Here is a 15202-nt window from a genome sequence, read left to right on the forward strand (position 1 = left end):
CGGGTTCACATCCGGAAGAGGCCGAAGGAGGTCTCGGGCAGGGGCGTGAGAGCGCACACGTCGAGGGCCAGGCCGAGGACCCTCCGGGTGTCGGCGGGGTCGATCACGCCGTCGTCCCAGAGACGCGCGGTGGAGTAGTAGGGGTTGCCCTGCGCCTCGTACTGCTCGCGGATCGGGGCTCGGAAGGACTCCTCGGCCTCCGCGGACCAGTCCTCGCCCCGGGCCTCCGCCCGGTCGCGCCTGACGGTCGCGAGGACAGAAGAGGCCTGGGCACCGCCCATCACCGAGATCCGGGCGGCCGGCCACATCCACAGGAAGCGCGGTGAGAACGCCCGCCCGCACATCGAGTAGTTCCCGGCCCCGAAGGACCCGCCGATGACGACGGTGAGCTTGGGGACACGGCACGTGGCGACGGCGGTGACCATCTTCGCGCCGTGCTTGGCGATCCCCGCGGCCTCGTAGTCCCTGCCCACCATGAAGCCCGAGAGGTTCTGCAGGAACACGAGCGGGACGCCCCGCTGGTCGCAGAGCTCGATGAAGTGCGCCCCCTTGAGCGCCGACTCGCCGAACAGCACGCCGTTGTTGGCCACGATGCCCACCCGGTGACCGTGGATCGTGGCGAAGCCGGTGACGAGCGTGGTGCCGTACTCGCGCTTGAACTCGTGGAAGAGCGAGCCGTCGACGATCCGGGCGATCACCTCGCGGGCGTCGTAGGCGGCGTTCACGTCCGTGGGGACGGCGCCGTACAGCTCCTCGGGGGCGACCGCGGGTTCCACGGGTCCCGTGGTCGCCGCGGAGGCGCGGGCAGGTGGCAGGGTCGCGATGATGTCCCGCACGATCTCGAGGGCGTGCCGGTCGTTCTCGGCCAGGTGGTCGGTGACCCCGGAGACACGGGAGTGGACCTCGCCGCCGCCGAGCTCCTCGGCGCTCACCACCTCGCCGATCGCGGCCTTCACCAGGGGCGGGCCGCCGAGGAAGATGGTGCCCTGGTTCCGGACGATCACGGTCTCGTCGCTCATGGCCGGGACGTAGGCACCGCCCGCGGTGCAGCTGCCGAGCACGGCGGCGAGCTGCGGGATCCCCCGTGCGGACATGGTGGCCTGGTTGTAGAAGATGCGCCCGAAGTGCTCGCGGTCCGGGAAGACCTCGTCCTGCCGCGGGAGGAAGGCGCCGCCGGAGTCCACCAGGTACACGCACGGCAGGGCGTTCTCGAGGGCGATCTCCTGCGCGCGGAGGTGCTTCTTCACCGTCATGGGGTAGTAGGTGCCCCCCTTGACGGTGGCGTCGTTGCAGATCACGAGCACGTGGCGCCCGTGGACCAGGCCGATCCCCGCGATCACGCCCGCACCCGGGCACTCGCCGTCGTACATGCCCTCCGCCGCCAACGGCGCGATCTCCAGGAAGGGGCTTCCGTCGTCGAGCAGGTGGTCGATGCGCTCCCGCGGGAGCAGCTTGCCGCGGGAGAGGTGACGCTGCCGGGACACCTCGGGCCCGCCCAGGGCCGCGACGGCGAGTCGACGGCGCAGCTCGGCGACCAGCTCCCGCTGGGCATCCTGGTTGGCGGTGAACACGGGCGACCCCGGATCCACCTTCGACGTCAGAGTCTCCATCGACTTCTTCCTCGCACACGGCTCGGTTAGTACTCACTAACCGATCCTCAGGTTAGTGGTCATTAACCGGCAAGTCCAGCACAATGGGAGGCACACCGCCCCGGCCCGCGAGGAGGACAGGCATGACCACGCGTCCCGTCGGGGCCCCCCTCACCGGCCGGAGCCTCGCCAAGGCCACCCGGCGCGCCATCCTGCTCGACGCCGCGGCCCAGCTGTTCGCGGAGCGCGGCTACAACGGGGTGTCGATCGAGGACCTCGGCGCCGCGGCAGGGGTGAGCGGGCCGGCCGTCTACCGGCACTTCCCGGGCAAGCCCTCCGTCCTCGCGGCACTGCTCACGGGTGTGAGCGAGGAACTGCTCGACGGCGGCAGGGCGGTGGTGGAGCACGCCGCCACCGCGGAGGCGGCACTGCGGGCACTGATCGCTTTCCACGTGGAGTTCGCCCTGCACAACGCGAACGTGATCCGGGTCCACGACCGGGACCTCGGCGCCCTGCCCGCCGCCGACGGCCGCATCGTGCGCTCCCTGCAGCGCACCTACGTGCAGCTCTGGGTGGACCAGCTCGCACGCCACCTGCCGCAGGCCGACCGGGCGCTGCTCCTCGGACGCGTCCACGCCGTCCTCGGGCTCATCAACTCCACCCCGCACACCACGCCCCGCGGACACCGGACCCCGGAGGCCCGCGGCGTGGGTGAGCTGCTGCAGGGGATGGCCTGGGCGGCCCTCGTGGTCGCCGACCCGGTCCGCCCGACGGGGTCGTCCGGCGGTGCGTCCGGCCCACCGAGTACGCTGAACTCTCGAGAAGTACCGGCCGAGCTCGCCGCCCGGCCGTCCGCCGACTGAAAGTACCGCCGTGATCACGCTACGTCCCGTTGAAGCCACCGATGTCGACGAGTTCTTCTCGCACCAGCTGGATCCCGGGGCGAACCACATGGCGGCCTTCGGCGCCAAGAATCCCGCCGACCGCGCCGTATTCGACCACCACTGGCAGGAGATCCTGAACGACACCCGGATCACCGTGCGCACCATCCTCTCCGACGGCGACGTGGTGGGCAGCATCCTCGCCTACCACCACGGCGAGGTCCCCGAGATCAGCTACTGGATCGACCGCCCCCGGTGGGGCCAGGGCATCCCCCCGGCCGCCGTGGGACAGTTCCTCGGCGAGGTGACGGCACGTCCGCTGCGGGCACGCGCCGTCGCCGACAACACGAGTTCCATCCGGATCCTCGAACGCTGGGGCTTCCGGCACATCGGCGAGGAGCAGGGCTTCTCACCCGCCCGTGGCGCGGTGGTGAAGGAACTCGTGCTCGAGCTGTCCTAGCCCGACCGGCCCGGGGCAGGGCTCCTTCCACCACGGAACCGTTCCGGGCGGTGTCCGGACTGCTCAGACCATCGCGAGGACCATGGCCGGCCTGCTGAGGATCGTCCCGACGTCGGCGAGGAAGTGCGAGCCCTGCTCACCGTCCACGAGCCGGTGGTCGAAGGACAGGCTGAGGGTGAGCACGGAGCGCAGGGCGACGGCGTCCCGGTACTCCCAGGGCATGCGCCGAACCGCCCCCACGGCCAGGATCGCGGCCTCACCCGGGGTCAGGATCGGTGTCCCGGCGTCGATCCCGAACACCCCGATGTTGGTGATCGAGAGGGTCCCGCCGGCGAGCGCGGCGGGCGTGGTCCGTCCGGAGCGCGCCGTCTCGGTCAGGGCGGCGAGCGCCCGGGCGAGCTCCAGGAGCGTCAGCCGTTCGGCCCCCTTGATGTTCGGCACCACCAGCCCCCGCGGGGTGGCGGCCGCGATGCCCAGGTTGACGCCCGCGTACTGCACGATCTCCTGGGCTCGTTCGTCCCAGGAGGAGTTCAGCGAGGGGTTCCGGGCGGCGGCGATGCACACCGCCTTGGCGACCACGCTCAGCATCGTGATGCGGGTCCCCGTGGAGGCGGGGTTCCTGCGCACCTCCTCCAGCAGCTCCAGGGTGGGGGTGACGTCGATGGTGAGGAACTCCGTGGCGTGCGGCGCGGTGAAGGCACTGGACACCATCGCGGCGGCGGTGAGCTTGCGGATCCCGCGGATGGGCAGCCGGGCCTCGCCGGGCGGGGTCGCGCGGCCGGCCGGCGCCTCCCGCGGGGTTCCCGGCCCCGCCGGGTCCACGTGCCGCGGGCCGTCCGCCTCCCGCGGCGTCGGTGGCTGCGTGAGTGCGGCGAGGACGTCCTCGCGCGTGATCAGTGCGCCCGGCCCGCTGCCGGTCAGGGTGTCGAGGGCGATCCCGAGGTCGCGGGCGAGTTTCCGCACCGGTGGGGTGGAGCGCGGCCGCTCCGCGGGGTGCGGCACCGCGGAGCCGGTGACGGGCGGCGCGGGAGGTCCCGCCGCGGGCGGCACGTCCGGCGTGGGCCGCGCTCGGGGCCCGGAGAGCGGCGCCCGCCGTTCCGCGAGGGGAGGTCCCTCGGGTTCCGGGAGCTGCGGCGCGGACCCGGGACACGCTCGGCCGACGCTCCGGCTCCGGCGTCGGGGGCGGCCCTCCTGCTCCGGGGTGGCCCCGTAGCCCACCAGGGTCGGTTCGCGCCGCCGGGGTGCTCCTCCGGCGTCGGGGGTCCCGGGTTCTCCCCCGGCCACCGCCGTCGGTCCCTGCGGCGCACCGGGTGACGCTCCGGGCACCGGGAGGGTGAAGGAGATGATGGGCGTGCCGACCTCCACCACGGTCCCCGCGCCCTCGAGCAACCGCAGCACCACCCCGGCGCAGGGCGACGGGAGTTCCACCACCGCTTTGGCCGTCTCGACGTCGGCGATGACCTGGTTCAGTTCCACCACCTCCCCCTCGGCCACGTGCCACCGCAGGATCTCCGACTCGGTGAGGCCCTCACCGAGGTCCGGGAGACGGAACTCGCGTACGCGCCCCGACGCTGCGGGGTCGCCGGGCGCCTCGTCGGTGGTGTGCGGGTCGGCGGGCATGGTCATCGTGCTCCTCCGGGGGTCGCACCGGTCAGTGAGTTCGGTCGGCGCAGCGCCCGGTCCACGCCGTCCAGGATGCGGTCCAGATCCGGCAGGTGGTGGGACTCGAGCTTGGAGCAGGGGTACGGGATGTCGAAGCCGGTCACCCGTACCGGGGCGTGCTCGAGGTGCTCGAAGCACCGCTCGGTGATGCCGGCGGCGAGCTCCGCGCCGAGCCCCCCGGACTGCGCGGCCTCGTGCGTGATCACCAGCCTGCCGGTCTTCCGCACCGAGGCCTCCACCGTGCCGTAGTCGATCGGCGCGAGGGAGCGCAGGTCGATCACCTCGATCGAGATGCCGTCGTCGGAGGCCGCGAGCGCAGCATCGCGCGCCGTCGTCACGAGCGGTCCGTAGGTGACGAGCGTGACGTCGGTACCCTCCGTCACCACCCGGGCCGCACCGAGGTCCGGCGTCCCCGTGCCCACACTCTCGTCCACCTCGCCCTTGACGTGGTAGCGGCGCTTGGGTTCGAAGTAGAGCACGGGATCATCGCAGGCGATGGCCTGCCGGATCATGGTGTACGCATCCTGCGGGGTGGACGGGCTGACCACGCGCAGACCCGAGGTGTGCGTGAAGTACGCCTCCGGGGACTCGGAGTGGTGCTCGGGGGAGCCGATGCCGCCTCCGAACGGGACCCGGACGGTGATCGGCATCCTCACCGCTCCCTGCGTGCGGTAGTGCAGCTTGGCCACCTGGCAGACGATCTGGTCGAACGCCGGGTAGATGAAGCCGTCGAACTGGATCTCCACCACCGGCCGGTACCCCCGGTAGGCCAGGCCCACGGCCGTGCCCATGATGCCGGCCTCGGCGAGGGGGCTGTCCAGCACGCGGTGCGACCCGAAGTCCTTCTGCAGCCCGTCCGTGATGCGGAAGACCCCGCCGAGCTGCCCGATGTCCTCCCCCATGAGCACCACCTTCGGGTCCTCGTCCAGGGCGCGGCGGAGGCCCGCGGTGATCGCACGGCCGAAGGTGGTGACGGACATCAGCGGGGTCCTTCCGCGGAGGTGGCGCCGAACAGGGCGAGGTAGCGCTCGTAGTGGTCCTGCTGGCGCTCCAGCCACGAGTTCGGTTCGCTGTAGACGTGCTCGAACAGGGCCGACGGCGCGGGTTCGGGCATGGAGATGCAGGCTTCCCGCAGCTCGGCGGCGACGGCGTCGGCCCGGGACCTCACGGCGTCCGCGTACTCGGCCGGGAGGAGGCCGAGGGAGTCCAGGTGCGCCGCCAGCCGCGCCAGCGGGTCCCGGGCGGCCCAGTGCTCCAGCTCGTGGGCCTCCCGGTAGCGCGTGGGGTCGTCCGCGGTGGTGTGGGGGCCCATCCGGTACGTGACGGCCTCGATGTAGGTGGGGCCGCCGCCCGAGCGCGCCCTGGCCAGTGCTTCACGGGTGACGGCGAGGCAGGCCAGGACGTCGTTGCCGTCCACCCGCACCGAGGGGATCCCGAAGCCGGGGGCGCGGCGAGCGATCGGCACCCGGGCCTGGAGACCCACGGGTTCGGAAATGGCCCAGTGGTTGTTCTGGCAGAAGAAGACCACCGGCGCCTGGTAGCTGGCGGCGAAGACCATGGCCTCGTTCACATCCCCCTGGGTGGTGGCGCCGTCCCCGAAGTAGGCCACCGCCACGGAGTCCGCGCCGTCCGCGGTGATCCCCATCGCGTACCCCGTGGCGTGCAGGGCCTGGGCGCCGATGATGATCTGGGGTGTGGCCATGTTCACCGTGTAGGGGTCCCACCCCGAGGAGGCGCTCCCCCGCCACACCCGCAGGAGGTCGGCGAGCCCCACGCCACGGCAGTAGGCCACCGCGTTCTCCCGGTAGCTCGAGAACACGAAGTCGTCCGGCCGCAGGGCCCGCCCCGAGCCGATCTGCGCGGCCTCCTGACCCAGGAGCGGGGGCCACAGGGCCAGCTCGCCCTGCCGCTGCAGTGCGGTGGCCTCGGCGTCGATCCGCCGTACCACCACCAGGTCCTCGTAGAGCCGCTGCAGGGCGGCGCCGTCCACGTCCGCCACGAGGGGGTCGTAGGACGCGTGCGGATGACGCACGCCGTCCGGGTCCACCAGGTGCACGGGCACATCCGCGTCGGGGTGCGCCGGTCCGGGGAACACGGTGGCACCAGCTGTCGTCCTGGAGCCGGACACGGCACCGTCAGAGGACATTCCACACGACCTTCACCTTCGCAGGAGAACCTCCTGCCCGCCGTTCCCGGCGGCCAGGAGGCCCCGGGCGCCGTTGCCCGGAATGTCTGTGACCCTACTCACAGGGCGCATGGAGCACAACAGAACGGCCTGGGACGGTGCAGGATGCACTGTTGCGGGGTGGGGAGGGCTGTTAGCGTTTCGCAGTATGCATATGGTGGACACCACCGACACCAGACTCCTGCGGGCCATCGCGCAGGATCCGCGCCGCACCGTCGTCGCCCTCGCGCAGAAGCTCGGACTGTCCCGCAACACCGTCCAGGCGAGGATGTCCCGGCTCGAGCGCAAGGGCGTGTTCCTGTCCTTCGAGCGGCGCATCAGCACGGCCGCCCTGGGCTACCCGCTGACCGCCTTCATCCACGTGCACGTGCAGCAGCAGAAGCTCGCGGACATCACCCGCAGCATCGCCGCCGTGCCCGAGGTGGTGGAGGCCGTGGGTCTGAGCGGTCAGGCCGACATCCTGGTCCGGGTGGTGGCCGTCGACGCCGAGGACCTCTTCAGGGTCAACGGGACGATCCTCGCGTGCGAGGGTGTGGAGCGGTGCGACACCTCCCTGGTGATGAGTGAGCTGGTCCCCTTCCGGGTGGATCCGCTCCTGGCCCGCGGCCCCCGGACACCTGAGGCCTGACACGACGGCGGCCGCCCTCCCGTGCGGAGGACGGCCGTCGTCGTGATCGATGGGGTGGATCGTGCGGGGGTGCGCCGGATCAGTGGTCGGTGGCCTTCTCGGCCCCGACGCCGGTGAGCGAGCGCACCTCCATCTCGGCCTGCTTCATCGGGTCCTCCGTGGTCCTCGAGAGCACGGTGCCCAGCCAGCCGAGGAAGAACGCCAGCGGGATCGAGACGATCCCCGGGTTGCTGAGCGGGAACACCGAGAAGTCGGCGCCCTGGATCATGGACCGCTCACTGCCGGAGACCACCGGCGAGAGCGCGATCAGCAGGATCGCGGAACCGAGCCCCCCGTACATGCTCCAGACGGCACCCTGCGTGTTGAAGCGCTTCCAGAACAGCGAGTAGAGGATGGTGGGCAGGTTCGCGCTGGCGGCCACCGCGAAGGCGAGCGCCACGAGGAACGCCACGTTCTGGCCCTGGGCGCCGATGCCGCCGGCGATCGAGAGCAGCCCGATCACGATCACGGTGCGGCGTGCCACCTTAACCTCCCCGTCGGGGTTGACCTTGCCCTTGCGGATCACGCTCGCGTAGATGTCGTGCGCGAAGGAGGCCGCCGCCGTGATGGTGAGGCCCGCGACCACCGCGAGGATCGTCGCGAAGGCCACCGCGGAGATCAGGCCGAGGAGGATCGAGCCACCGAGCTCGAACGCGAGCAGCGGGGCCGCCGAGTTCACGCCGCCCGGGGCGGCGAGGATGCGCTCGGAGCCGATCAGCGCGCTGGCACCGTAGCCCAGCACCAGCGTGAAGAGGTAGAACGCGCCGATCAGCCAGATGGCCCAGACCACGGAGCGGCGGGCCTCCTTCGCCGTGGGCACGGTGTAGAAGCGCATGAGCACGTGCGGCAGGGCCGCGGTGCCGAGCACGAGCGCCAGGGCCAGGGAGAGGAAGTCCAGGCGCGTGACCGAGGTGAGCCCGTACTGCAGGCCCGGGCTGGTGATGGCGGCGTTGCCGGAGGTCTCGATCGCGGCGCCGAGCAGCGTGGAGAGGTTGAAGCCGTGGAGGGCCAGGACCCACACGGTCATGATGAACGCCCCCGCGATGAGCAGGCACGCCTTGATGATCTGCACCCACGTGGTGCCCTTCATGCCGCCGATCAGCACGTACATGATCATGAGCACGCCGACCACCGTGATGACGATCGACTGCCCCAGGCGGTCGTTGATGCCGAGCAGCAGCGACACGAGCCCGCCGGCGCCGGCCATCTGGGCGAGGAGGTAGAAGAAGCAGACGGCGAGGGTGGTGATGGCCGCCGCGATCCGCACGGGCCGCTGCTTCAGGCGGAAGGAGAGCACGTCCGCCATGGTGAACTTGCCCGTGTTGCGCAGCAGTTCGGCGACCAGCAGCAGCGCCACCAGCCAGGCCACCAGGAACCCGATGGAGTACAGGAAGCCGTCGTACCCGTTGATCGCGATGGCTCCCACGATGCCGAGGAACGACGCCGCCGAGAGGTAGTCACCGGCGATCGCCGTGCCGTTCTGACCGCCCGTGAACGAGCGACCCGCGGCGTAGTAGTCGGCTGCCGTCTTGTTGTTGCGGCTGGCCCGCAGCACCACCACGAGGGTGATGGCCACGAACACGCCGAAGATGGCCATGTTCAGCAGGGGCGAGCCGACGTTGGTGGTCTCGGCGGTCTGCAGCGGCACACGGAGCGCCGCACTGTGGACGGGGATCATTTCTTACCACCTGCGGGGTCGATGAACACGTCGGGGGCTGCTTCCTCGAGCTCGTGCCGGATGCTGCTCGCGATCGGGTCGAGACGCCGGTTGGCGTAGCTGACGTACCACATGGTGATCCCGAAGGTGCTCACGAACTGCAGCAGCCCGAGGAGGATGCCGATGTTGATGTTGCCGAGCACCGGGGTGGCCATGAAGTCGTGGGCGTAGTCCGCCAGCAGGACGTACGCGAAGTACCAGAGCAGGAAGAACACCGCCATGGGGAAGACGAAGCTGCGGTGGCGCTTGCGCAGTTCCTTGAACTGTTCGGTCTGCTGGACTTCGGTGAAGTCCACGGCAGCACCGGGGCCGGGATCCGGCTCCACTGGGTGCGAACCCATCGTTCCTCCTTCGATCGGGACGTCCCTGACCTCGTGCGCGGCATCATCGCCGGGACACGGGACAGGCACGTCGATGTGACTCCCATCACTGTGCGTGACGCCCTCCGCCACCACCAGCGCGCCGTCACCGCGTATCGGCGAGCGCACCGCCCGGTGCGGTGAACGGTCACGCCTGGATCCCCGCGACGCTAGGGTGGTGCCATGTTCAGCGCCGCCGTCGACACCGCCCTGGTGTGCGCGGTGGCGGTGATCACCCTCGCCGTGGTGGGGTTCCTCGGTTTCCGCCTCTCACGCTCCTACCGCGACCTCGGGTCCGACGCCGATCGCGCCACCTACGCCACCCTGCACACGGCGACCCTGGCCTCGGAGCACCTCCGTGAGGGTCTCACCCCCGCCGGTGCCACCCGCGCCGCCCGGCACCTGCGCGGACTGCTGCGCTGCGACGTGCTGATCATCAGCGACGACACCGCCGTCCTCGCCCGGGAGGGCGCGCGCGGCGACCACCCCGACCTGATGCCCCTGGTCACGCAGGTCCTCGCGACCGGACGTACGCAGATCGTCCGGCGGCAGCGCCTGGACGCGCTGGGCGTGGCGGAGCCCGGCGAGCTCGTCCTCTCCCCCATCCGCGTGGGCAAGCACGTGGTGGGCACGGTCGGGGCCTTCACCCGGCACGTGGACGCCGGACTGGTGCGGGCCACCACCGAGCTGGCCGGATGGGTGTCCACACAGGTGGGACTCGCGGAGCTCGACTCCTCCCGACGACTGCTCGCGGAGGCCGAGGTGCGCGCCCTACGGGCCCAGATCAGCCCCCACTTCATCTACAACTCCCTGAACGCCATCGCCTCCTTCATCACCACGGACCCGCAGCGTGCCCGGGAGCTCGTGGTGGAGTTCGCGGACTTCACGCGGTACTCCTTCCGCCGTCACGGCGAGTTCACCACGGTGGCCGAGGAGCTGCGCAGCATCGACCGCTACCTGCTCCTGGAGCGCGCCCGGTTCGGTGACCGGCTGCGGGTGCGGCTGGAGATCGGCCCGGAGGTGCTCAGCACCGTGATCCCGTTCCTCAGTCTCCAGCCCCTCGTGGAGAACGCCGTGCGCCACGGACTCGAGTCCAAGGACGGCACGGGGAACATCACCATCACCGCCCACGACGCCGGCGCGTTCGCGGAGGTGACGGTGGAGGACGACGGCGTGGGGATCGATCCGGAGCACCTGCGCTCCGTGCTCGCCGGGCACACGGAGGACATCCACGTGGGCCTGCGCAACGTCGATGCACGCCTGCGCCAGGTGTACGGGGACGAGCACGGCCTGGTCATCGACACGGCGCCGGGCGCCGGGACGCTCATCACCCTGCGGGTGCCGAAGTCGCAGCCGGGGCACCGGGCGTGAGGCGCGTACTCTATGAGCCATGCTCACTGTTGTCATCGTCGACGATGAACCCCCCGCCGTCGAGGAGCTCGCCTTCCTGCTCGGGAAGGACGCCCGGATCGGGACCATCCACCGCGCGTCGAGCGGTGCCGCGGCGCTGAAGGTGGTGGAGCAGCACAGCGTGGACGCCCTGTTCCTCGACATCCACATGCCCTCGCTCTCCGGCGTCGACATCGCGCGCAGCCTCGGGCGCCTGGGCAGGCCCCCCGCCGTCGTCTTCGTGACCGCGGACGAGGACCGCGCCGTCGAGGCCTTCGAGCTCAGGGCGGTGGACTACCTCCTGAAACCGGTGCGCCCCGAACGCCTCACCGAATCGGTGCGCCGGGTGGACGAGCTCGTGGAGGGCTCGGGGGGAACGCCGGAGATGATCACGGTGGACCAGGGCGGGGTGAGCCGGATGATCCGGCGCGACGACGTCCGCTACGTGCAGGCCCAGGGCGACTACGCGCGCCTGCACACCGCGGAGGCCAGCTACCTCATCCGCATCCCGCTGAGCGATCTGGAGCGGCAGTGGGCGGACGCCGGGTTCCTGCGGACGCACCGCTCCTACCTCGTGGCGATGGACCGGGTACGGAAGGTGCGCATGCTCGCCGGCCGCACCAGTCTCTTCGTGGGCGACGCCGAGCTTCCGGTGAGCCGACGTCACCTGCCCGACGTCCGGGACAGGCTCGAGGCCTCCCGGCTGCGCCCGGGGTCCTGACCGGTGACGCACCCCGCAGCGCCGTCCCGCTCACCCCAGGTGGACCCCCGCCGCGCGAGCCGGATGCACCCGCGGTCCTCTCCGCATCCGGGCCCCCGGCCCGGGGCCCGCGCATGAGCCCGGAGGACGAGCTCCCCCGCCGCGTCCGCGTCACGGCGCCGCGCACCACCGGTCGGGGCAGCGGAGCCACGTTCCCGGTGGCACGGGAGCTGGCCGAGCAGTCTGAGGTGGGCCGGGTCTTCGTCGCCTCGCTCATCCGCTCGCAGCTGCGCCTCGCCCTCGTGGTGGCGGGCGGGTTCCTGGTGATCCTCGTCTCCATCCCGGTGCTGCTCAGCCTGTTCCCGGACATCCACGGCGTCACCGTGCTCCCGGTGCCGGTCTCCTGGCTGCTGCTCGGGCTCGGGGTGTATCCCCTGGTGTTCGGCTGCGCCCTGCTCTACGTCCGCAGCGCCACCCGCAACGAGCACCGGTTCCAGGACCTCGTGGACGATGAGTGAGACCCTGCTGGAGGGCGGACTGCGCCTGGACCCGGTGATCGGCTACGCCGCCCTCGGCCTCGTGGCGCTCACCACCGTGCTGATCGGGATCTACGGGCTGCGCATCTCCCGGACCACGGGGGACTTCTACGTGGCGTCCCGCACCGTGCGGCCGTGGTGGAACGCCTCCGCCATCGGCGGGGAGTACCTCTCGGCCGCGAGCTTCCTCGGCATCGCGGGCCTGATCCTGGTCTCGGGCGCCGATGCCCTGTGGTTCCCCATCGGGTACACCGCCGGCTACCTGATGCTCCTGCTCTTCGTCGCCGCACCGCTGCGCCGCTCCGGCGCGTACACCGTGCCGGACTTCGCGCACTCCCGCCTGGACTCGCTCCTGGTCCGCCGGGTGACCGGTCTGCTGGTGGTGCTCATCGGCTGGCTCTACATCGTCCCGCAGCTCCACGGTGCCGCGCTCACCGTGCGCATCACCACGGACCTGCCCGCCTGGGCAGGCCCGCTCGCCGTCGTCGTCGTCGTGTGCCTCAGCGTGATGACCGGGGGCATGCGCTCCATCACGTTCGTCCAGGCGTTCCAGTACTGGCTGAAGCTCACCGCCCTGGCCCTGCCCGTGGCCTTCGTGGTCCTCCGCCTCGCCGCGGACCGCGCACCGGTCACCGCCGGCGGGAGCGCCTTCGCCCCGGAGCTCGACACCGTCCCGGACGCCCCCCTGTACGCGACGCTCTCGCTGGTCGTCGCGCTGCTGTTCGGCACGCTCGGGCTGCCGCACGTCCTGGTCCGCTTCTACACGAACCCGGACGGCCCCTCCGCCCGGCGCACCACGCTGATCGTCCTCGGCCTGCTCTCCGTGTTCTACCTCTTCCCCACGGTCTACGGGATCCTCGGGCGGATCCACACGCCCGAGCTCGCGGCCGCCGGGACCGCGGACGCCACGGTGCTCCTGCTGCCCGGGCGGATCCTCGGCGGCACCGCCGGCGACCTGCTCTCCGCCCTGGTGACCGCGGGGGCGTTCGCCGCGTTCCTCTCCACCACCAGCGGCCTGGTGGTCTCCCTCGCCGGGGTGATCAGTCAGGAGTTCTTCGCCGGGACCGTGCGGGGGTTCCGGCGTGCCGCCCTGGTCTCCGCGTGCGTGCCCCTCCTGCTGGCGCTGCTGACGGACAGCCTGGCGCTGGCCGGCAGCGTGGGCTCCGTGTTCGCGTTCACGGCCTCCACCCTCTGCCCGCTGCTGCTGCTCGGCATCTGGTGGCGCGGGCTGACGGACGCGGGCGCCGTCGCGGGCATGCTCACCGGGGCGGTGCTGTGCGGCGGGGCGATCGCCACGGCCGGTCTCCTCGGCGCGGGCGGGGGGCCCGGCCGGGTGGTGCTCGCCTACCCCGCGCTGTGGACCGTCCCCGTGGCGTTCGGCACCATGGCGCTCGTCTCACGGGCGCGCCGGGCCGTGCACCCGCCTCCGCCTGGCGGGTGCTGGCCCGGCTGCCCCCCCCCGAGCCCCGCTGGGCGGCGCCACCCGGGCACCCCCGGGCCTAGTCGATGCCCGCCATGAGGTCCACCACGCGGTCCAGGAAGGCGTCCACCTGGTTCTCCCCGTACCCCTCGCTCCCGCGCACCTCGCGGAACACCGCGTGCCGCACCATGGTCACGCTCAGGGGTGCGTCGCTCTCGAGGTACCCGAGGACGGCGTCGCACAGGCGGTCCACGTCCTCGACGTCGTAGCTCCTGCTGCGTACGCGGGCGGGCCGCCGGAACCGTTCTCCCGCGGGTCGCCCGAGCCGCCGCCGGAGGATCGCCGCGGTGCGCCCGACGCTGCGCAGCCAGGCCTCCTCGCCCTTCTCCTCGATGAAGCGCTCCCGCTCGCGCCGGGCGAACACGTCCTCGAGCCGGTCCAGCGCGGCGTCGACGCTCCGGGGGTCGTACCCGCCCCGTGAGCGGCTGAACGCGACGGCGCGGATCTCGGCGCCGGTCAGCTGCTCCCCGCCGGGGTCGTCGAGGTTGTAGCAGCGGCGCGCCCGGGTGATGAAGCGGTCCACCTGCCGTACGTGGTACCCGGTGACGCGGCGGCCCACGCGTGGGAACGGGGTGTCCGAGCGAGCCACGTCCATGCTGCTGGGATCCTCCTGCTGAGACCTACCGGGACGGTGCGGGAGCACCATCCCTCCCGGGATCCCGGGTGCCGGTCAGGCGCCTACAGCAATCCCGGTACCAATGTAGCGGAGAGCAGGTACGCGACCGGGGAGGCGAAGACGATCGAGTCGAGCCGGTCCATGACCCCGCCGTGCCCGGGGAGGATGGTCCCCATGTCCTTCACGCCGAGCTCTCGCTTGATCATCGACTCCGCGAGGTCCCCGGCGGTGGCCGCGGCCACGATGGCGACGGCGAGGGCCAGTCCCAGCCACACCGGCTGCTGCAGCAGGAGCACGGAGCAGAGCCCGCCCACCACGAAGGCCCCGCCGATGGAGCCGCCGAATCCCTCCCAGGACTTCTTGGGGCTGATCCTCGGCGCCATGGCGTGCTTGCCGAAGAAGGCACCCACCAGGTACCCGAAGGTGTCGTTCGCCACCACGAGCAGCAGGAGCGTGATGATCACGCGGTACCCGCCGTCGGCACGCATCAGCACCATGGCGAAGCTGAGCATGAAGGGGATCCACAGGACGGTGAACGCACCGGCCATGATGCTCCTGGCCGGGTCCGGTGCCGGGTCAAGGGAACGCCAGAGGAACAGGGCCAGCACGGCGAAGGTGGTGGCCGCGGCGAGACCGCCGGTGCCGGCGAAGTAGGCGGCGAAGGGCAGCACCAGCGTGGCGGCGAGCGTGGGGACCAGCGGTACGTGGATGTGCCGGATCGCCAGCGCCCGTGCCACCTCCCACACACCGACGGCGGCGAAGAGCGCCACCACGGCCACGAAGGCCACCGGGAAGAACAGCAGGCCCACCAGCACCGGTGCCAGGAGGGCCGCGCCCACGCCGATCGCGGCCGGGAGGTTCCGGCCGGCCCGGGACGGCGCACCGGGTTCCCGGCGGGTGCGACGGCGCAGGGGCCCCCGCGGGGGCGTGCGGTCGCGGGGCGGGGGGGGGGGGCGGCGGG

General features: G+C 71.8%; 14 protein-coding genes and 1 pseudogene. 7 read left to right on the forward strand and 8 right to left on the reverse strand.

Annotation, left to right across the window (positions count from 1 at the left end):
* Positions 1–5: 5 nt before the first annotated feature.
* A complete protein-coding gene (locus AC792_RS08865; protein WP_049830174.1) occupies positions 6–1610 on the reverse strand; it encodes a carboxyl transferase domain-containing protein in 1605 nt (534 codons plus the stop codon).
* Positions 1611–1732: 122 nt separating this feature from the next.
* Here AC792_RS08865 and AC792_RS08870 point away from each other — a divergent pair, with 122 nt between their 5' ends.
* Together AC792_RS08870 and AC792_RS08875 are read left to right on the forward strand one after the other, a co-directional pair.
* On the forward strand, positions 1733–2452 hold the full coding sequence (locus AC792_RS08870) for a TetR/AcrR family transcriptional regulator (RefSeq protein ID WP_049830175.1): 720 nt from the start codon (positions 1733–1735) through the stop codon (positions 2450–2452).
* 10 nt (positions 2453–2462) lie between these two features.
* Positions 2463–2930, forward strand: coding sequence for a GNAT family N-acetyltransferase (locus AC792_RS08875; protein WP_049830176.1), 468 nt, complete (start codon positions 2463–2465; stop codon positions 2928–2930).
* A 63-nt stretch (positions 2931–2993) separates the two neighbouring features.
* Here the strand turns inward: AC792_RS08875 and AC792_RS08880 are convergent, their stop codons facing one another.
* From AC792_RS08880 to pdhA, 3 genes are read right to left on the reverse strand one after another with little or no spacing between them, the layout of a single operon-like run.
* Complete coding sequence (locus AC792_RS08880; protein WP_049830193.1) at positions 2994–4550, reverse strand: dihydrolipoamide acetyltransferase family protein; 1557 nt, start codon at positions 4548–4550, stop codon at positions 2994–2996.
* Positions 4551–4552: 2 nt separating this feature from the next.
* The gene (locus AC792_RS08885) at positions 4553–5572 is read right to left on the reverse strand and encodes an alpha-ketoacid dehydrogenase subunit beta (RefSeq protein WP_049830177.1); all 1020 of its coding nucleotides are present in this window, start codon (positions 5570–5572) and stop codon (positions 4553–4555) included.
* Entirely contained in the window at positions 5572–6738 is a 1167-nt protein-coding gene (gene pdhA / locus AC792_RS08890; RefSeq protein WP_049830178.1) for a pyruvate dehydrogenase (acetyl-transferring) E1 component subunit alpha, read from the reverse strand. Before pdhA ends, AC792_RS08885 begins: the two co-directional genes overlap by 1 nt.
* A gap of 187 nt (positions 6739–6925) precedes the next feature.
* Between pdhA and AC792_RS08895 the strand changes: the two genes are divergently transcribed.
* Complete coding sequence (locus AC792_RS08895) at positions 6926–7405, forward strand: Lrp/AsnC family transcriptional regulator (protein ID WP_049830179.1); 480 nt, start codon at positions 6926–6928, stop codon at positions 7403–7405.
* A 79-nt stretch (positions 7406–7484) separates the two neighbouring features.
* Here the strand turns inward: AC792_RS08895 and AC792_RS08900 are convergent, their stop codons facing one another.
* Positions 7485–9122: a solute symporter family protein gene (locus AC792_RS08900; RefSeq protein ID WP_049830180.1), complete on the reverse strand. Its 1638-nt coding sequence runs from the start codon at positions 9120–9122 to the stop codon at positions 7485–7487.
* Positions 9119–9502, reverse strand: a complete 384-nt coding sequence (locus AC792_RS08905; RefSeq protein ID WP_049830181.1) for a DUF485 domain-containing protein — start codon at positions 9500–9502, stop codon at positions 9119–9121. The genes AC792_RS08900 and AC792_RS08905 overlap by 4 nt, the downstream gene beginning before the upstream one ends.
* Before the next feature lie 201 nt (positions 9503–9703).
* On the opposite strand from AC792_RS08905, the gene AC792_RS08910 reads away from it, so the two are divergent.
* The 4 genes and pseudogenes from AC792_RS08910 to AC792_RS08925 all read left to right on the forward strand — a co-directional run bounded on the left by AC792_RS08910 (position 9704) and on the right by AC792_RS08925 (position 13648).
* On the forward strand, positions 9704–10891 hold the full coding sequence (locus tag AC792_RS08910; RefSeq protein WP_049830182.1) for a histidine kinase: 1188 nt from the start codon (positions 9704–9706) through the stop codon (positions 10889–10891).
* 19 nt (positions 10892–10910) lie between these two features.
* Positions 10911–11630 (forward strand): LytR/AlgR family response regulator transcription factor, encoded by a 720-nt coding sequence (locus AC792_RS08915; RefSeq protein ID WP_049830183.1) that lies wholly within the window; start codon positions 10911–10913, stop codon positions 11628–11630.
* A gap of 113 nt (positions 11631–11743) precedes the next feature.
* Entirely contained in the window at positions 11744–12127 is a 384-nt protein-coding gene (locus AC792_RS08920) for a hypothetical protein (protein WP_049830184.1), read from the forward strand.
* A 25-nt stretch (positions 12128–12152) separates the two neighbouring features.
* Positions 12153–13648: pseudogene (locus AC792_RS08925) on the forward strand (sodium/solute symporter).
* Here the strand turns inward: AC792_RS08925 and AC792_RS08930 are convergent.
* Positions 13645–14220 (reverse strand): DivIVA domain-containing protein, encoded by a 576-nt coding sequence (locus AC792_RS08930; RefSeq protein WP_049830185.1) that lies wholly within the window; start codon positions 14218–14220, stop codon positions 13645–13647. The pseudogene AC792_RS08925 and the gene AC792_RS08930 sit on opposite strands and share 4 nt — an antisense overlap.
* Positions 14221–14303: 83 nt before the next feature.
* A partial coding sequence (locus AC792_RS08935) for a phosphatidate cytidylyltransferase (RefSeq protein WP_442853610.1) occupies positions 14304–15202 on the reverse strand: 899 nt, incomplete at its 5' end.

The organism is Arthrobacter sp. RIT-PI-e (genome assembly GCF_001187915.1).
In the GTDB taxonomy this organism is placed as follows: Bacteria; Actinomycetota; Actinomycetes; order Actinomycetales; family Micrococcaceae; genus Arthrobacter_D.

What these genes read in the sequence shown, in the direction of transcription:
- AC792_RS08930 (WP_049830185.1), bottom strand. Translation starts at nt 14,220, where the DNA reads ATGGACGTGGCTCGCTCGGACACCCCGTTCCCACGCGTGGGCCGCCGC.
- AC792_RS08920 (WP_049830184.1), top strand. Translation starts at nt 11,744, where the DNA reads ATGAGCCCGGAGGACGAGCTCCCCCGCCGCGTCCGCGTCACGGCGCCG.
- AC792_RS08895 (WP_049830179.1), top strand. Translation starts at nt 6,926, where the DNA reads ATGCATATGGTGGACACCACCGACACCAGACTCCTGCGGGCCATCGCG.
- AC792_RS08900 (WP_049830180.1), bottom strand. Translation starts at nt 9,122, where the DNA reads ATGATCCCCGTCCACAGTGCGGCGCTCCGTGTGCCGCTGCAGACCGCC.
- AC792_RS08905 (WP_049830181.1), bottom strand. Translation starts at nt 9,502, where the DNA reads ATGGGTTCGCACCCAGTGGAGCCGGATCCCGGCCCCGGTGCTGCCGTG.
- AC792_RS08880 (WP_049830193.1), bottom strand. Translation starts at nt 4,550, where the DNA reads ATGCCCGCCGACCCGCACACCACCGACGAGGCGCCCGGCGACCCCGCA.
- AC792_RS08870 (WP_049830175.1), top strand. Translation starts at nt 1,733, where the DNA reads ATGACCACGCGTCCCGTCGGGGCCCCCCTCACCGGCCGGAGCCTCGCC.
- AC792_RS08865 (WP_049830174.1), bottom strand. Translation starts at nt 1,610, where the DNA reads ATGGAGACTCTGACGTCGAAGGTGGATCCGGGGTCGCCCGTGTTCACC.
- AC792_RS08915 (WP_049830183.1), top strand. Translation starts at nt 10,911, where the DNA reads ATGCTCACTGTTGTCATCGTCGACGATGAACCCCCCGCCGTCGAGGAG.
- AC792_RS08885 (WP_049830177.1), bottom strand. Translation starts at nt 5,572, where the DNA reads ATGTCCGTCACCACCTTCGGCCGTGCGATCACCGCGGGCCTCCGCCGC.
- AC792_RS08910 (WP_049830182.1), top strand. Translation starts at nt 9,704, where the DNA reads ATGTTCAGCGCCGCCGTCGACACCGCCCTGGTGTGCGCGGTGGCGGTG.
- pdhA (WP_049830178.1), bottom strand. Translation starts at nt 6,738, where the DNA reads ATGTCCTCTGACGGTGCCGTGTCCGGCTCCAGGACGACAGCTGGTGCC.